Here is a 16422-nt window from a genome sequence, read left to right as displayed (position 1 = left end):
GATGGCCGTTCTATCGTGCTGATGTATCGACTCGATACATCAGCACGACATAAAGACCGTGCCGACGAGACAGCGACAGGGAGGAGGCGACCATGAGCCGGCGTTCCGGGATCCTCGAGTTCGCCGTACTCGGCCTGCTCCGCGAGTCTCCGATGCACGGCTATGAGCTGCGCAAACGACTCAATACGTCACTGGGTGTGTTCCGTGCCTTCAGCTACGGGACGCTCTACCCCTGCCTCAAGACGCTGGTCGCCAACGGCTGGTTGATCGAGGAGTCGGGGGCCACACCCGAGGACGCCCTCGCCGCACCACTCGCGGGGCGTCGCGCCAAGATCGTCTATCGGTTGACGGCGGAAGGCAAAGAGCACTTCGAGGAGCTGCTCTCGCAGACGGGCCCCGACGCGTACGAGGACGAGCACTTCGCCGCTCGCTTCGCCTTCTTCGGGCAGACGTCACGCGACGTACGCATGCGCGTACTGGAGGGCCGCCGCAGCCGTCTCGAGGAGCGCCTGGAGAAGATGCGCGCCTCGCTGGCGCGCACCCGGGAGCGCCTCGACGACTACACACTTGAGCTCCAGCGCCACGGAATGGAGTCCGTGGAGCGCGAAGTGCGCTGGCTGAACGAGCTCATCGAGAGCGAGCGAGCGGGGCGGGACCAGAAGCGTTCCGCCACCGAAGGCTCCGCTCAGCAGGACAACACATCTGGAGAGACGGGCGGCCTGCCCCGGCACCGGGACAGCACCCGGCCGGATCCGTCCGACGACACCACCACGTGAGACCCGTTCGGGGTTTCACCGAGTACATACAGGGAGCAATCGGAATGGGTTCGGTTCGCGTAGCCATTGTCGGCGTGGGCAACTGCGCCGCCTCGCTGGTGCAGGGCGTCGAGTACTACAAGGACGCCGACCCGGCGGCCAAGGTGCCCGGCCTGATGCACGTCCAGTTCGGCGAGTACCACGTCGGTGACGTCGAGTTCGTCGCCGCCTTCGACGTCGACGCGAAGAAGGTCGGCCTCGACCTCTCCGACGCCATCGGTGCCAGCGAGAACAACACCATCAAGATCTGCGACGTCCCGAACAAGGGCGTCACGGTCCAGCGCGGCCACACCCTCGACGGTCTCGGCAAGTACTACCGCATGACCATCGAGGAGTCCGCCGAGGAGCCGGTCGACGTCGTCCAGATCCTCAAGGACAAGCAGGTCGACGTCCTCGTCTGCTACCTGCCCGTCGGTTCCGAGGACGCGGCGAAGTTCTACGCCCAGTGCGCCATCGACGCCAAGGTCGCCTTCGTCAACGCCCTCCCGGTCTTCATCGCCGGCACCAAGGAGTGGGCGGACAAGTTCACCGAGGCCGGCGTCCCGATCGTCGGCGACGACATCAAGTCGCAGGTCGGCGCGACCATCACGCACCGTGTGATGGCGAAGCTGTTCGAGGACCGCGGTGTCCGTCTTGAGCGCACCATGCAGCTCAACGTCGGCGGCAACATGGACTTCAAGAACATGCTGGAGCGCGACCGCCTCGAGTCCAAGAAGATCTCGAAGACGCAGGCCGTCACCTCGCAGATCCCCGACCGCGACCTGGGCGAGAAGAACGTCCACATCGGTCCGTCGGACTACGTGGCCTGGCTCGACGACCGCAAGTGGGCGTACGTCCGCCTCGAGGGCCGTGCCTTCGGCGACGTCCCGCTGAACCTGGAGTACAAGCTCGAGGTCTGGGACTCCCCGAACTCCGCGGGTGTCATCATCGACGCCCTGCGCGCCGCGAAGATCGCCAAGGACCGCGGCATCGGCGGCCCGATCCTCTCCGCGTCGAGCTACTTCATGAAGTCCCCGCCGGTCCAGTACTTCGACGACGAGGCCTTCGCCAACGTCGAGAAGTTCATCAAGGGCGAGGTCGAGCGCTAGCGAGACCAGGAGCGGTGCGTAAAAGCACCACTCTGTGAGCGTTGTTGAGGGTCCCCGGGCATTCCGCCCGGGGACCCTCAACGTATGTGAGGCTGTGCCCCATGGCTGTCGTACGTGACCTGCGCGTACTCCTGCGCTTCCAGGGCTTCAGACGCCTGCTCGGCGTGCGGCTGCTGTCCCAGGGCGCCGACGGCGTCTACCAGGTCGCGCTCGCCGCATACGTCGTCTTCTCACCGGAGAAGCAGACCTCGGCGGCCGCGATCGCCTCCGCCATGGCGGTACTGCTGCTCCCGTACTCCCTCATCGGCCCCTTCGCGGGCGTCCTGCTGGACCGCTGGCGGCGCCGCCAGGTCTTCCTGTACGGCAACCTGCTGCGGGCTGCTCTGGCGTGCGTGACGGCCATCCTGATGCTGAGCCATGTCCCCGACTGGCTCTTCTACGCGTCCGCGCTGTGCGTCACCGCGGTCAACCGGTTCATCCTGGCTGGGTTGTCCGCCGCCCTGCCCCGGGTGGTCGACTCCGAGCGCCTGGTGATGGCCAACTCCCTGTCTCCGACGGCCGGGACACTGGCCGCGACCGCGGGTGGCGGACTCGCCTTCGCCGTCCGCCTGTTGGTCGCCGATTCCGATGCCGCGGTCGTGCTGTTCGGCGCGGCGCTGTATGTGTGTGCGGCGCTTGCCTCCCTGCGCATCGCCCCGGAACTGCTTGGCCCTGACCAAGAGTTGGCACGTCCACACCTGGCCGCGGCGCTCGTCGGCACCGCACGTGGCCTGGCGGCGGGCGTACGCCATCTTGCCGAGCCCGCACGGCGGGAGGCGGCCTGGGCACTCATGGCGATGACGCTGATGCGCTTCTGCTACGGCGCCCTGACCGTCATGGTGATGATGCTCTGCCGGTACGCCTGGGTACCCGCGTCCGGCTCGGACAACGGGCTCGCGCTGCTGGGGCTGGCCGTGGGCATCTCCGGGGCGGGCTTCTTCATCGCGGCCGTGGTGACGCCCTGGGCGGTGGGGCGGCTGGGCCCCGGTGGCTGGATCGTCATGTGCGCCGGCGCGGCCGCGGTCCTGGAGCCCGCGCTCGGCCTCCCGTTCGCCCCCGCTGCCATGCTGGCCGCCGCCTTCGTCCTGGGCCTGACCACACAAGGCGCGAAGATCGCCACGGACACGATCGTGCAGTCCTCGGTCGATGACGGCTTCCGCGGCCGGATCTTCTCCGTTTACGACGTGCTGTTCAACGTCGCCTTCGTCGGCGCGGCCGCAGTAGCCGCTCTGATACTGCCTTCTGACGGACGCTCGGTTTCCCTGGTCGTCACCGTGTCGGCGCTCTACGCAGCAATTGCTGCCGCTATGGCCCGCTTTGAACTGCAGTAAGTGTCACATGAGAGCCACAGAGCCCCTCTGGACTACTGCGTTGTCACTGGGTCCCGATAACTTACGTGCGTCTTATCCACGTCACACGTCTACGTTCCAGGGGGACCCCCAAGTGACCACTCCGCCGCCCCAGGGCCAGAACCCGTTCGCCCAGGGCCAGCCGCCCCAGGGTCAGGCCCCGTACGGCCAGCAGCCGCCGCAGGGTTACCCGCAGCAGCCGGGCTATCCCCAGCAGCCCGGCCAGCCCGGCTTCCCGCAGCAGGGCGCCGCCCCGTACGCCCCGGTCCCGCCGCAGCGGCCGAAGCGCAGCATCAAGCAGTACCTGCGCATCGCGATCGTCGTCTGTGGCCTCATAGCGGCCGGCGTTGGCTACATAGCGAGCCGTGACGACGCCGACACCGCCAAGGTCGGCGACTGCATGAGCATCAGCAACCCGGACAGCGCCACCGACCCGGGCCTCGAGGTCGTGGACTGCAGCAGCTCCAAGGCCAAGTACAAGGTCGCGCAGAAGAAGACAGACGACTCCGGCTGCGACCGCACCAAGTACGCCGAGTACACCCAGAGCGGCAAGAACGACTTCACCCTCTGCCTGTCGGAGTACTCCGCCAAGTAAGAGCTTCGCTCACGCGCGAGGGGCGGTGTTTCACGTGAAACACCGCCCCTTCGTGTCGCCCGGGGTGATGTTTCACGTGAAACATCACCCCGTTCCATGCGCCTCAGCCCTGCTCGGCCCACCACTCCTTGAGCGCCGCCACCGCCGCATCGTGCCCCATCGGCCCGTTCTCCAGCCGAAGCTCCAGCAGGAACTTGTAGGCCTGGCCGATGGCCGGGCCGGGGCCGATCCCCAGGATCTCCATGATCTGGTTGCCGTCGAGATCGGGGCGGATCGCGTCCAGCTCCTCCTGCTCCGCGAGCTGGGCGATGCGCGCCTCCAGGCCGTCGTACGCGCGGGAGAGCGCCCCTGCCCTCCGCTTGTTGCGCGTGGTGCAGTCGGAGCGGGTCAGCTTGTGGAGACGGTCGAGAAGCGGGCCCGCGTCACGTACGTAGCGGCGGACCGCGGAGTCGGTCCACTCGCCGGTGCCGTACCCGTGGAAGCGCAGGTGAAGTTCGACCAGACGCGAGACATCCTTCACAAGATCGTTGGAGTACTTGAGCGCCGTCATCCGCTTCTTGGTCATCTTGGCGCCCACCACCTCGTGGTGATGGAAGGACACCCGGCCGTCCTTCTCGAAACGGCGCGTCCGCGGCTTGCCGATGTCGTGCAGCAGCGCGGCGAGCCGGAGGATCAGGTCCGGGCCGTCCTCCTCCAACGCCATCGCCCGCTCCAGGACGATCAGCGTGTGCTCGTACACGTCCTTGTGCCGGTGGTGCTCGTCACGCTCCAGTCGCAGCGCGGGAAGCTCCGGCAGCACATGGTCGGCGAGCCTGGTGTCGACGAGCAGCGTGAGGCCCTTGCGCGGGTGCGTGGACAGGATCAGCTTGTTCAGCTCGTCCCGCACGCGCTCGGCGGAGACGATCTCGATGCGCCCGGCCATGTCCGTCATCGCGGCGACGACCTCGGGGGCCACCTCGAAGTCGAGCTGCGCGGCGAACCGCGCGGCCCGCATCATCCGCAGCGGATCGTCGGAGAAGGAATCCTCAGGTGTGCCCGGGGTGCGCAGGATACGCGCGGCCAGGTCGTCCCGGCCGCCGTACGGATCGATGAACTCCTTCTCCGGAAGTGCCACGGCCATCGCGTTCACCGTGAAGTCACGGCGCACGAGGTCTTCCTCGATGGAGTCGCCGTAGGACACCTCGGGCTTGCGCGAGGTCCGGTCGTACGCCTCGGAGCGGTACGTCGTGATCTCGATCTGGAAGGACTGCTGTACGTCGCCCACGCGAGCGTCCTTCTGCGCGCCCACCGTGCCGAAGGCGATCCCGACCTCCCACACGGCGTCCGCCCAGGGCCGCACGATCTTCAGCACGTCTTCGGGGCGGGCGTCGGTCGTGAAGTCCAGGTCATTGCCGAGCCGGCCAAGGAGCGCGTCCCGGACCGAGCCGCCGACCAGGGCGAGCGAGAACCCGGCCTCCTGGAAACGGCGGGCAAGGTCGTCGGCGACAGGGGATACCCGCAGCAGTTCACTCACCGCGCGGCGCTGCACCTGACTCAGGGCACTGGGGTTCTCTTCGTTGGCGTTCGGCACAACAGAAAAGGGTACGTGGCCGAGGCACTCTCGAGCGCCTCCATAAAACGTGCACAGGAGCCCCCTTCCTACAGGGGCTTCAATAGGTGCATATACAGGACAGTCGGACCAGTCCCCCGATCTTGTGGAGCAGACCGCGGCACTTCCCCTCAGCGCGCATCGTTACCATGCGTGGACGCACATTCCGACGACCACTGACGACGACGAGGGACGGGCGAGCGCGTGGCCGAGGCGGCAGACTTCCAGGGGATGAGTTCCTCACCTGCCCGCCGGTGGCTCCGGCGCAGCGGCGCACTGCTCGCCGGTGCGCCGCTGCTGGCCGGGCTGCTCCAGCTGCCCGTCAGCACGTCCGCGCACGCCGCGGAGCAGACCTCCGTAACCGATGCCACCGGATCCAGCACGGTCGACGTCTCCCTGGACTCCCTCAGCCCCAGCGTCCCCACGGACGGCGACACGCTCACCGTCTCGGGCTCGGTCACCAACAACGGCAAGCAGCCGGTCACGGACGCCCACGTGGGCGTGCGCGTGGGGCCGTCCCTGAACGACCGCTCCGCGATCGACACCGCCGCGAAGCGCACCGGGTTCCAGGTGGGTCTCGACCCCGTGGAGGTCGGCGGCAAGTACGTCGCGAAGTTCTCCAAGCTCGACGCGGGCGTCTCGCAGCACTTCAGCATCTCGGTGCCCGTCAAGGAGCTGAACCTCGGCTCCGACGGGGTCTACCAGCTCGGTGTCTCGCTCACCGGCCGGACCGCCGCCCAGCAGTGGGACCAGGTGCTGGGCATTGAGCGGACGTTCCTGCCTTGGCAGCCGGACGCGGCGGACACGAAGACGAAGACGACGTACCTCTGGCCGCTCATCTCCACCGTCCACCTCACGGCGGAGACAGGCTCGGACGAACAGCAGACACCCGTCTTCAAGAACGACGACCTCGCCAAGGAGATCTCCCCGGGCGGCCGCCTGGACCAGCTCCTCTCCCTGGGCAGCAACCTCGACGTCACCTGGGTGCTCGACCCTGACCTGCTGGCCTCCGTCGACGCGATGAGGGACAGCTACCGGATCCAGGGCGAGAACGGCACCACCAAGGCGGGGAAGAACCAGGCGGTCGCCAAAGCCTGGCTCGACAAGCTGGAGAAGACGGTCCAGAACAAGAAGGTCGTCGCCCTCCCCTTCGCCGATCCTGACCTTGCGTCGCTGGCCCACAACGGCAAGGACGTCACCGGTTCCCTGAGCCACCTCAAGGACGCCACGGATGTGGCCTCCAGCACAGTGGACACGATCCTTCACGTGAAGCCGAGCACCGAGTTCGCCTGGCCCGCGGAGGGCGCCGTCGATCCGTCGATCGTCAAGGTGGCCACCTCGGCCGGCGCCGACAAGGTAATCGCCCGCAGCGACAGCTTCCCCGAGACGGGTGGACTGCCGTACACGCCGAGCGCGGCCCGCCCCATCGGCGGCGGGACGACGGCGGTGGTCGCGGACGCCCGCCTGTCGACGGCGTTCCAGGGCGACATGGCGAAGGCCGACAACTCCACGCTCGCCGTGCAGGAGTTTCTCGCCCAGAGCCTGATGATCAACCTGCAGACGCCGAACGAGCAGCGCAGCATCGTGGTCGCCCCGCAGCGCATGCCGTCCGCGACCCAGGCCCAGACGATGGCACAGGCGCTGAAGGCCCTCCAGGACGGGAACTGGACGGAGTCCCAGGGCCTGTCCGCGGCCGCCCAGGCCACGCCGGACCCGGGTGCCACCACGAAGGTGCCCTCCGCGTCCTCGTACCCGTCCTCGCTGCGCAAGCAGGAGCTGCCGCGGTCGGCCTTCGAGCAGATCCAGAACACGCAGAACAAGCTCGACAACTTCCAGGTCATCCTCACCGACAAGTCCCGTGTGGTCACCCCGTTCGGTCGGGCCATAGACCGGGGGATGTCCACGTCCTGGCGCGGCCGTGCCTCCGAGGCGGAGACCTTCCGCAAGGGCGTGGAGGCGTACCTCGACGACCTCACCGGTCTTGTCAGACTGATCGACAAGTCCGACGCGAAGCTGTCGGGCCGCAGCGCCACTATCCCCGTGACCGTGCAGAACAACCTCGTACAGGGCGTCGACCACTTGGTGCTGCGCCTCACGTCGCAGAAGCCCAACCGCCTCAAGATCGGCGACGGTCCGTACTACGAGCAGCCGATCAAGGTCGCGGGCGAGCACAGTCAGTCGGTGAAGTTCACCACCTCGGCCGAGGCCAACGGTCCGGTGGAGGTAGTCGCGCAGCTGTACACGGAGGACGGCCAGGCGTACGGTCCGCGCGTCACCTTCGAGGTGAAGGTCACCGAGATCACCCCCACGGTGATGCTGGTCATCGGCGGCGGAGTCCTGCTGCTCGTGCTCGCCGGATTCCGGATGTACACGCAGCGCAAGCGCGCGGCGGCCCGGCAGGCCGAGGAGGAGCCGGAGGACGGTCCCGAGGACGACAGCGTGAACAAGGACGCCGACGGCACCGTAGACACTGAGGACACCGAGGGCTCCGAGAACGGTCCCGAAGGGGAGTCCGGCACGGAGTCCGGGGCAGACGACCCGGAGCACCCGAGTGACCCGACACCGGACACCGCACCGGAAAGCACCGACCCGTCCGGCACGGGTGAGAGAGTGGACCGTTGAGCGATGTCGTGGCCGGTGGGCCCGGGGACGATGAGGTGGGGTAACCATGAACGCGCCGTACGACGGTGACCGCGGCCAGGGCGCGGGCAGCTCGGGCTACTCGGAACAGGGCGCGGGGAACTCCGGCTACCCCGAGGGTTACCCCGAGGGCCCGCCGCCCGAGCCCGGCCAGATGCCGCCGGGCCCCCCCGCGGACATGTACTTCCAGGACGCCTACGCCCAGGATCCCTACCGAGCACAGGACCTCTCGGCCCAGGACCCGGTGACCGAGGCGCTCTACGACCGTGCAGCGCACCCCCCGCCGCCCCCCGGCACGTACTACCCGCAGCAGCCTCTCTACGCCCAGCCGCCCACGCCGCAGTACGCCCCCGACCCGCGCGTGTGGGCCCAGACGCCCGCTCCGGAGCCGGCGGGTCCGACGCGGCATCTGCCGTACGGCGACGACGCGCGCACGACGCAGTACGTGGGCGTCGACGACCTGGTCACCCAGGCCGGTGAGGAACGCCACGAGCCCGACGCGTTCGCCCATCTCTTCCGCGACCAGCAGCAGGGCGGTGGCCGTCCGCCCGTCGTCCCGCCCGGCGTACCGTCGCCGGCCCACGAACCTGCCCCGGCCGCCGCGCAGCCCCCGGCGCCCGCACCCACGCCCGCTCCGAAGAAGTCCGGCGGGCGCGCGTCGGGTCTGCTGAAGTCGAGCGCGGTGATGGCGGCAGGCACGCTGGTGTCCCGGCTCACCGGCTTCATCCGGTCCGCGCTGATCGTCTCCGCACTGGGCGTCGGCCTGCTCGGCGACACCTTCCAGGTCGCGTACCAGCTGCCGACGATGATCTACATCCTGACGGTCGGTGGCGGCCTCAACTCCGTCTTCGTGCCGCAGCTCGTGCGCGCCATGAAGGAGGACGAGGACGGCGGCGAGGCCTACGCCAACCGGCTGCTCACGGTCGTCATGGTGGCCCTCGGCGCACTCACCGCACTCGGCATCTTCGCCGCGCCGCTCCTGATCCGCCTGCTGTCGAATCCGGTCGCCAGCGATCCGGCGGCCAACGAGGTCGGCATCACCTTCGTCCGCTACTTCCTGCCCTCGATCTTCTTCATGGGCATCCACGTGGTGATGGGCCAGATCCTCAACGCGCGAGGCAAGTTCGGCGCGATGATGTGGACCCCGGTCCTCAACAACATCGTCATCATCGTCACACTCGGCATGTTCATCTGGGTGTACGGCTCCGCGGCGACCTCCGGCATGAAGGTCACCACCATCCCGCCGGAGGCCGAGCGGCTCCTCGGCATCGGTGTCCTGCTCGGCCTCGTCGTGCAGGCGCTCGCGATGATCCCGTACCTGCGTGAGACGGGATTCCGTCTGCGGCTGCGCTTCGACTGGAAGGGTCACGGCCTCGGCAAGGCCGCGATGCTCGCCAAGTGGACCGTGCTCTTCGTGCTCGCCAACCAGGCGGGCGCGATCGTCGTCTCCCAGCTGTCCACCGCGGCGGGCAAGGACTCTCCCGTCGACGGCACCGGTTTCGCGGCCTACGCCAACGCTCAGCTCATCTGGGGCCTGCCACAGGCCATCATCACCGTGTCCCTGATGGCCGCCCTGCTGCCTAGGCTGTCCCGCTCGGCCCACGAGGGCGACGCGGGCGCAGTCCGCGACGACATCTCCCAGGGCCTGCGCACCACGGCCGTGGCGATCGTGCCCGTCTCCTTCGGCTTCGTCGCCCTCGGCATCCCGATGTGCACCCTGATCTTCGGCTCCTCGGGCACCAGCGAAGCCACGAACATGGGCTACATGCTGATGGCGTTCGGCCTCGGCCTGATCCCGTACTCCGTGCAGTACGTCGTGCTGCGCGCCTTCTACGCGTACGAGGACACCCGGACGCCGTTCTACAACACGGTCATCGTGGCCGCCGTCAATGCCGGGGCCTCGGCGTTCTGCTACTTCATGCTGCCGTCCCGCTGGGCAGTGGTCGGCATGGCTGCCGCCTACGGGCTCGCCTACGCGATCGGCGTCGGGGTCGCCTGGAGCCGACTGCGCAAGCGGCTGGGCGGCGACCTGGACGGAGCCCGCGTCCTGCGGACGTACGCCCGCCTCGGTATCGCCTCGGTGCCCGCCGCTCTGCTGAGTGGCGCGGCCTGCTATGGCATCGGCCACACGCTCGGACAGGGGGTCGCGGGTTCCCTGGCGGCCCTCCTCGCCGGAGGCATCGCCCTGCTCGGCGTCTTCTACATCGCCGCGCGGAAGATGCGCATCGAAGAACTCAACTCAATGGTCGGAATGGTCCGCGGGCGCCTGGGGCGCTGAGGCGGGGGTAAGCGCACAACCATCGTCCGCCGCCGTGTGTCGTGCATAGCGGCGGACTGTGGGCACAATTGGTTTCGGCGTCGGACAGCGTGCAACGGATGGGGAGGCGGGAACGACGGTGGCGGAACGGAGCACAGCTGCCGTCGACGTGGCAGACAACAGCGGTGACGAGCCGCTGACCGCCAAGGCGGACCAGTCCACGGCCGACGGGGTGGCCCAGAACCGGGAGCGGGACACGGAGAGCGAAGAGGCACAGGGGAGCGGCGGGACCGAGCGTCCCGGAAAGGCCTCACCACCCGAGCTGCACAGCGGTCACAAGCTCGCCAGACGCTACCGTCTCGAGGAGTGCGTCACCCGTCTGGACGGTTTCAGTAGTTGGCGTGCGGTGGACGAGAAACTCCGCCGCGCCGTCGGCGTGCATCTACTGCCCGCCGGTCATCCGCGGGCCCGCTCCGTGCTGGCGGCGGCCCGCTCTTCCGCCCTGCTGGGCGATCCCCGCTTCGTCCAGGTCCTGGACGCGGTTGAGGAGAACGACCTCGTCTATGTCGTGCACGAGTGGCTGCCCGACGCCACGGAGCTGACCACGCTCCTGGCCCCGGGCCCGCTGGAGGTGCACGACGCCTACCAGATGGTCAGCCAGGTCTCCCAGGCCATGGCTGCCGCGCACCGCGAGGGCCTCGCGCATCTGCGACTGACCCCGGGTGCCGTGCTGCGCACCTCGTCCGGCCAGTGGCGCATCCGTGGGCTCGCCGTGAACGCCGCGCTGCGCGGCATCAGCTCCGACACCCCGCAGCGCACCGACACCGAGGCGATCGGCGCGCTCCTGTACGCCGCGCTCACCCAGCGCTGGCCGTACGAGAACGACGCGTACGGTCTGTCGGGGCTGCCCAAGGGCGTCGGTCTCATCGCTCCCGATCAGGTGCGGGCCGGAGTTCACCGGGGCCTGTCGGAGCTCGCCATGCGCGCTCTCGCCAATGACGGCGCGACGGCTTCCCGCCATGAATCTCCGTGCACCACGCCGGAGGAGCTGGTGAAGGCGATCAGCGAGATGCCCCGCATCCGCCCGCCGGAGCCGGCGTTCACCGCCCCGCCCGAGTACCAGCGCACGACGTACCAGCAGGGCACGTACGGCCGCCAGGCACCGCGGATGGGCGCCACACAGCCCGTGCCGGCCCCGCCGCCCCCGCTGCAGAGCCGTACCGGCAAGGCCCTCAAGTGGGCCGTGTCGGCTCTGCTCATCGCCGCGTTGGGTCTCGGCAGCTGGCAGCTCGCGGACGCGCTCATGGACCGCGGCAAGTCCGACGACACGCAGCAGACCAAGACGACGGACGGCAACGACAAGAACACCGACAAGACCAAGCCAGTCAAGCCAATCGCGATTCAGGGTGCCCAGGAGTACGTGGCCGAGGGCGACGCTCAGCATCCCGGCGACGTGGACAAGACGTACGACAGCAGCATGTCCACGGGCTGGCGGACCAACAGCTACAAGGAAGGTCCGAAGATACTGATCAAGCCCGGCGTCGGCATCGTCTACGACCTAGGGTCCGCCCAGAGTGTGGCGACCGCGAACCTCGCTCTGCGATACGGCGGCGATCACACAACGGTCGAGCTGTATGCGACCGACTCACCGACGTCGTCCACACCGCTGAGCTCCATGAATCAGGTCGGCACGGTGACGACGACCGTCACCTCCGCGAAGGTGACGGTCGACAAGCCGGTGAAGAGCCGCTACGTGCTGGTGTGGCTGACCGCTATGCCGTACTCCGGGGACGACTCCGCGAACTACAGCTACGCCGGCTACAAGCAAGCCATCACGGACGTGAAGTTCACCGGCTGACGCTCGTCGACGAAGGGGAGGGGGTCCGATGGCCGATGAAACCGCATACGGCGACGCAAGCGATCAGGACCTCCTCGCCCGTCACGTAGAGGGCGATCCTGAGGCCTTCGGTGAGATCGTGCGGCGCCATCGCGACCGGCTCTGGGCGGTGGCCCTGCGGACGCTGGGAGACCGCGAGGAAGCCGCTGACGCGGTCCAGGACGCGCTGGTCTCCGCCTACCGGGCCGCTCATACCTTCCGTGGCCAGTCGGCCGTCACTACCTGGCTGCACCGCATCACGGTGAACGCCTGCCTGGACCGCGCCCGCAAGGCAGCCTCCAGGAAAACCTCCCCCGTGGATGACACCGAACGCCTGGAGCAGCTCCTCGAGCCGCATGAGTCCGCCTCCGCTCCGGCCGAGCGCAATGACCTGCATCGCGAGCTCCTGGAGGCACTGGGCACCCTCCCGGCCGACCAGCGCGCCGCCCTCGTCCTGGTGGACATGCAGGGCTACCCGGTGGCGGAGGCAGCCCGCATCCTCGATGTGCCGACCGGGACGGTGAAGAGCCGCTGCGCACGCGGCAGAGCCAGACTGCTTCCCCTGCTCACCCACCTCCGCACGGAGAACGGGAGCAGCGAGGACAGCAAGAAGTCGGGCGGCGGAAGGAACCGGACGCAGGGGACATCCGTCCCACCGGCAGCGGGACCAACTGATGCAGGGCCAAGCGATTCAGCTGCTGTGAAGGGCGGAGGTGGGCGAGCGTGACATCCACGACGGATACGGCCGGGCACCCGGACGTCGCGGAGATCTCCGACCTCACCGAAGGTCTGCTCCCGCCCTCTCGTACCGCGGACGTGCGACGTCATCTCGATGACTGCGTGCTCTGTGCCGACGTGTACGACTCGCTGGAGGAGATCCGGGGGCTGCTCGGCACCCTGCCGGGCGCTTCACGCATGCCCGACGACGTGGCCGGCCGTATCGATGCCGCCCTGGCCGCGGAAGCCCTACTGAGTGCCACGGCACCCGATCGTGAGTCCGGTGCGAAGGGCGAACGCGCGAGCGTTTCACGTGAAACATCGACGGCCGACGTCTCCGTCGCATCGGCCGACCCGGGCTCTCTTTCCTCGGCAGACCGCCCCTCCGGACATCCTCGCGCCGCCACCGGCCCCGGCCGTGCCCACCGGGTACGCCGGGGGCGCCGCAGGACGGTCGTTCTCGGCACGGTCTTCACAGCCGCCGTGCTGGGGCTGGGCGCGATCCTTGTGCAGTCGATGGGCGACGACAGCTCCGGCAAGAGTCCTCAGACAGCGAGTCAACCGGACTCCGGCTCGAAGGTCACCTTCTCCGAGGGGAAGCTGGAGAGCCAGGTCGCGGATCTTCTCGCGAAGAACAAGAACACGGGCAGCCGCTCCGGCAGCGCAAAGCCCTGGGGCCTCGAGTCCAATACCGCGGGTTCCGAGTCAGGCGGACCGAGTACCTTGAACGTGCCCACCGTGCCGGTCCCCGACTGCGTCCAGCAGGGGACCGGAGACGGCGGAGCCGTCCTCGCCGCTGAGAAGGGCACATACAAGGGGACGAGTGTCTATCTCCTCGTGCTGCCCGATGCCTCCGATGGCACAAAAGTCACGGCATACATCGTTGACTCCGCCTGCGCGAAGCAGGACTCCGCATCCCCCGGAAAGCTCCTGCTGACGCAGTCGTACGCCCGGTCCTGAGCGCGTCAGCACCGACCGCCCTCATCCCCAGACACCGCTAGGCATCTCTGTGCGGTGCCCCGTCTCCGTGTGCCCGGACACACCGGGAATTGAAGCCCCTTAGGATCCGTTGGGTGGGGTGAGAGTACTGAGAGAGGCTCCCACCGGTAAGCAGCAGTCTCCAGAGACGAGGATTCAAGCCGTGAGCGACGTCCGTAACGTGATCATCATCGGCTCCGGGCCCGCCGGCTACACGGCAGCGCTCTATACCGCGCGCGCGTCGCTGAAGCCGCTGGTGTTCGAGGGCGCCGTCACCGCAGGCGGTGCGCTGATGAACACCACCGAGGTGGAGAACTTCCCCGGCTTCCAGGACGGCATCATGGGCCCCGAGCTCATGGACAACATGCGCGCCCAGGCCGAGCGCTTCGGTGCCGAGCTGGTCCCGGACGACGTCGTCGCCGTCGACCTGGCCGGCGAGATCAAGACCGTCACGGACACCGCGGGCACCGTGCACCGCGCCAAGGCCGTCATCGTCACGACGGGCTCGCAGCACCGCAAGCTCGGCCTGCCCAACGAGGACGCCCTCTCCGGACGCGGCGTCTCCTGGTGCGCCACCTGTGACGGCTTCTTCTTCAAGGACCAGGACATCGCCGTGATCGGCGGCGGCGACACCGCGATGGAGGAGGCGACCTTCCTCTCCCGCTTCGCCAAGTCCGTGACGATCGTCCACCGCCGGGACACCCTGCGCGCCTCGAAGGCGATGCAGGAGCGTGCCTTCGCCGACCCGAAGATCAAGTTCGTCTGGGACAGCGAGGTCGCCGAGGTCAAGGGCGACCCCAAGCTCGAAGGCCTGACGCTGCGCAACCTGAAGACTGGCGAGCTCTCCGAGCTGCCGGTGACCGGTCTGTTCATCGCGATCGGTCATGACCCGCGCACCGAGCTCTTCAAGGGGCAGCTGGACCTGGATGACGAGGGTTACCTGAAGGTCGAGGCGCCCTCGACCCGGACGAATCTGACCGGTGTCTTCGGCGCCGGTGACGTCGTCGACCACACGTACCGTCAGGCGATCACCGCGGCCGGCACCGGCTGCTCCGCCGCCCTCGACGCCGAGCGCTACCTCGCCGCTCTCGCCGACAGCGAGGCTGCTGCCGCGACTGCCGCCGTCTGATCCCCCATCCGCCCCACCGCATCAACAAGTTAAGGAGCCCGCCGTGGCCGGCACCCTGAAGAACGTGACCGACGATTCCTTCGAGACCGACGTCCTCAAGAGCGACAAGCCCGTCCTGGTGGACTTCTGGGCTGCCTGGTGCGGTCCGTGCCGCCAGATCGCGCCGTCGCTCGAGGCGATCGCCGCCGAGTACGGCGACAAGATCGAGGTCGTCAAGCTCAACATCGATGAGAACCCGGGCACGGCCGCCAAGTACGGCGTCATGTCGATCCCGACCCTGAACGTCTACCAGGGCGGCGAGGTTGCCAAGACCATCGTGGGTGCGAAGCCGAAGGCCGCGATCGTGCGTGACCTCGAGGACTTCATCGCCGAGTAGTCGGTGAGCCGCCGCGCGCAAGCGGCGTGTGTTTCACGTGAAACACGAATGGGCCAGCCCTTCCGGGTTGGCCCATTCGCTTTACAGAGGCAGAGCGCCCGCTACAGAGGGCGGAGCGCCGGTTCCTTCTGTACTGCTCCCAGAAGGCGGTCCAGCGCCAGCTCCACGTCTTCCTTCCAGGAGAGCGTCGTCCGCAGCTCCAGCCTGAGGCGGGGATAGGTGGGGTGAGGCCGCACCGTCTTGAAGCCGACGGCCAGCAGATGGTCGGCGGGCAGCACGCAGGCCGACTCCTTCCACCGGGCGTCCCCGAAGGCTTCGATCGCCCTGAAGCCCCGACGCAGCAGATCCTTGGCAACCGTCTGGACCATCACTCTGCCGAGCCCTTGGCCCTGATAGCCCGGCATGATGAAGGCGGTCATCAACTGGACCGCGTCCGGCGACACCGGGCTCGTGGGGAAGGCGGTCGAGCGGGGAACGTACGCCGGTGGCGCGTACAGCACGAAGCCCACGGGTACGTCGTCCACGTAGACGACACGCCCGCAGGATCCCCAGTCCAGCAGGACAGCTGAGATCCAGGCTTCCTTCTCCAGCCCGGGCGTTCCCGCCTTTACCGCGGCCTCACCGCTGACTGGGTCCAGCTCCCAGAAGACGCACGCGCGACAGCGCTTGGGAAGGTCCTGAAGGTTGTCCAGCGTGAGTGGTACGAGCCGACGCCCCATGAAGGATGTTCCTCGCTTCCTTCGCCCGCAGCGTCACGGGCAGCTGTCAGAGCGCTCCGCTCCCTGAGCAGGCTGCCGACGAAGCCGCCGACCGCTCCCAGGCCCAGGCCCACGGTCACCAGTCCGGCACGGCTGACGGTTTGCATGGCCCCCGCCTCCCCAATGAAGGTGCTGCCAGGTGGATGCGCCATACCCGGATGCATCGTATCCACGATGCGATTCCATCGATACCGCCAGAAAGCAAAGAGCGGACCGT

Annotated in this window: 13 protein-coding genes; 11 read left to right on the top strand and 2 right to left on the bottom strand. The window is 68.2% G+C overall.

What is annotated here, in order from left to right; genetic code table 11:
- The first annotated feature begins 92 nt into the window (after positions 1–92).
- The 4 genes from ACZ4WS_RS14145 (at position 93) to ACZ4WS_RS14130 (ending at position 3886) form a co-directional block, all read left to right on the top strand.
- The gene (locus ACZ4WS_RS14145; protein WP_467980226.1) at positions 93–776 is read left to right on the top strand and encodes a PadR family transcriptional regulator; all 684 of its coding nucleotides are present in this window, start codon (positions 93–95) and stop codon (positions 774–776) included.
- Positions 777–820: 44 nt separating this feature from the next.
- Positions 821–1903: an inositol-3-phosphate synthase gene (locus tag ACZ4WS_RS14140; protein WP_467980224.1), complete on the top strand. Its 1083-nt coding sequence runs from the start codon at positions 821–823 to the stop codon at positions 1901–1903.
- Positions 1904–2004: 101 nt separating this feature from the next.
- Positions 2005–3273, top strand: coding sequence for an MFS transporter (locus ACZ4WS_RS14135; protein ID WP_467980222.1), 1269 nt, complete (start codon positions 2005–2007; stop codon positions 3271–3273).
- A 112-nt stretch (positions 3274–3385) separates the two neighbouring features.
- A complete protein-coding gene (locus tag ACZ4WS_RS14130) occupies positions 3386–3886 on the top strand; it encodes an LppU/SCO3897 family protein (RefSeq protein ID WP_467980221.1) in 501 nt (166 codons plus the stop codon).
- A gap of 103 nt (positions 3887–3989) precedes the next feature.
- On the opposite strand, the gene ACZ4WS_RS14125 is transcribed toward ACZ4WS_RS14130, so the two are convergent.
- Positions 3990–5456: a CCA tRNA nucleotidyltransferase gene (locus ACZ4WS_RS14125; protein WP_467980220.1), complete on the bottom strand. Its 1467-nt coding sequence runs from the start codon at positions 5454–5456 to the stop codon at positions 3990–3992.
- 222 nt (positions 5457–5678) lie between these two features.
- Between ACZ4WS_RS14125 and ACZ4WS_RS14120 the strand changes: the two genes are divergently transcribed.
- The 7 genes from ACZ4WS_RS14120 to trxA all read left to right on the top strand — a co-directional run bounded on the left by ACZ4WS_RS14120 (position 5679) and on the right by trxA (position 15447).
- A complete protein-coding gene (locus tag ACZ4WS_RS14120) occupies positions 5679–8096 on the top strand; it encodes a DUF6049 family protein (protein WP_467980218.1) in 2418 nt (805 codons plus the stop codon).
- Positions 8097–8142: 46 nt separating this feature from the next.
- Positions 8143–10392, top strand: a complete 2250-nt coding sequence (gene murJ / locus ACZ4WS_RS14115) for a murein biosynthesis integral membrane protein MurJ (RefSeq protein WP_467980217.1) — start codon at positions 8143–8145, stop codon at positions 10390–10392.
- A 118-nt stretch (positions 10393–10510) separates the two neighbouring features.
- On the top strand, positions 10511–12229 hold the full coding sequence (locus tag ACZ4WS_RS14110; protein ID WP_467980215.1) for a protein kinase family protein: 1719 nt from the start codon (positions 10511–10513) through the stop codon (positions 12227–12229).
- Positions 12230–12257: 28 nt separating this feature from the next.
- Positions 12258–12974, top strand: coding sequence for an RNA polymerase sigma factor SigM (gene sigM, locus ACZ4WS_RS14105; protein ID WP_467980213.1), 717 nt, complete (start codon positions 12258–12260; stop codon positions 12972–12974).
- Complete coding sequence (locus tag ACZ4WS_RS14100) at positions 12971–13924, top strand: hypothetical protein (RefSeq protein ID WP_467980212.1); 954 nt, start codon at positions 12971–12973, stop codon at positions 13922–13924. The genes sigM and ACZ4WS_RS14100 overlap by 4 nt, the downstream gene beginning before the upstream one ends.
- 181 nt (positions 13925–14105) lie before the next feature.
- Complete coding sequence (trxB, locus tag ACZ4WS_RS14095) at positions 14106–15071, top strand: thioredoxin-disulfide reductase (protein ID WP_467980210.1); 966 nt, start codon at positions 14106–14108, stop codon at positions 15069–15071.
- Between the two features lie 43 nt (positions 15072–15114).
- Positions 15115–15447, top strand: a complete 333-nt coding sequence (gene trxA / locus ACZ4WS_RS14090; protein WP_327430080.1) for a thioredoxin — start codon at positions 15115–15117, stop codon at positions 15445–15447.
- A gap of 101 nt (positions 15448–15548) precedes the next feature.
- Here trxA and ACZ4WS_RS14085 read toward each other — a convergent pair whose 3' ends face one another.
- Positions 15549–16166 (bottom strand): GNAT family N-acetyltransferase, encoded by a 618-nt coding sequence (locus ACZ4WS_RS14085; protein WP_467980209.1) that lies wholly within the window; start codon positions 16164–16166, stop codon positions 15549–15551.
- Between the last annotated feature and the right edge of the window lie 256 nt (positions 16167–16422).

Source organism: Streptomyces sp. NPDC029292 (assembly GCF_055569295.1).
Note: the sequence above shows the minus strand (reverse complement) of the source record. Positions and strands in the feature narration are given on the sequence as shown.

Bases quoted from the DNA above. Each gene is read 5' to 3' on its own strand.
- ACZ4WS_RS14085 (WP_467980209.1), bottom strand. From the start codon at position 16,166: ATGGGGCGTCGGCTCGTACCACTCACGCTGGACAACCTTCAGGACCTT.
- ACZ4WS_RS14145 (WP_467980226.1), top strand. From the start codon at position 93: ATGAGCCGGCGTTCCGGGATCCTCGAGTTCGCCGTACTCGGCCTGCTC.
- ACZ4WS_RS14140 (WP_467980224.1), top strand. From the start codon at position 821: ATGGGTTCGGTTCGCGTAGCCATTGTCGGCGTGGGCAACTGCGCCGCC.
- ACZ4WS_RS14135 (WP_467980222.1), top strand. From the start codon at position 2,005: ATGGCTGTCGTACGTGACCTGCGCGTACTCCTGCGCTTCCAGGGCTTC.
- murJ (WP_467980217.1), top strand. From the start codon at position 8,143: ATGAACGCGCCGTACGACGGTGACCGCGGCCAGGGCGCGGGCAGCTCG.
- sigM (WP_467980213.1), top strand. From the start codon at position 12,258: ATGGCCGATGAAACCGCATACGGCGACGCAAGCGATCAGGACCTCCTC.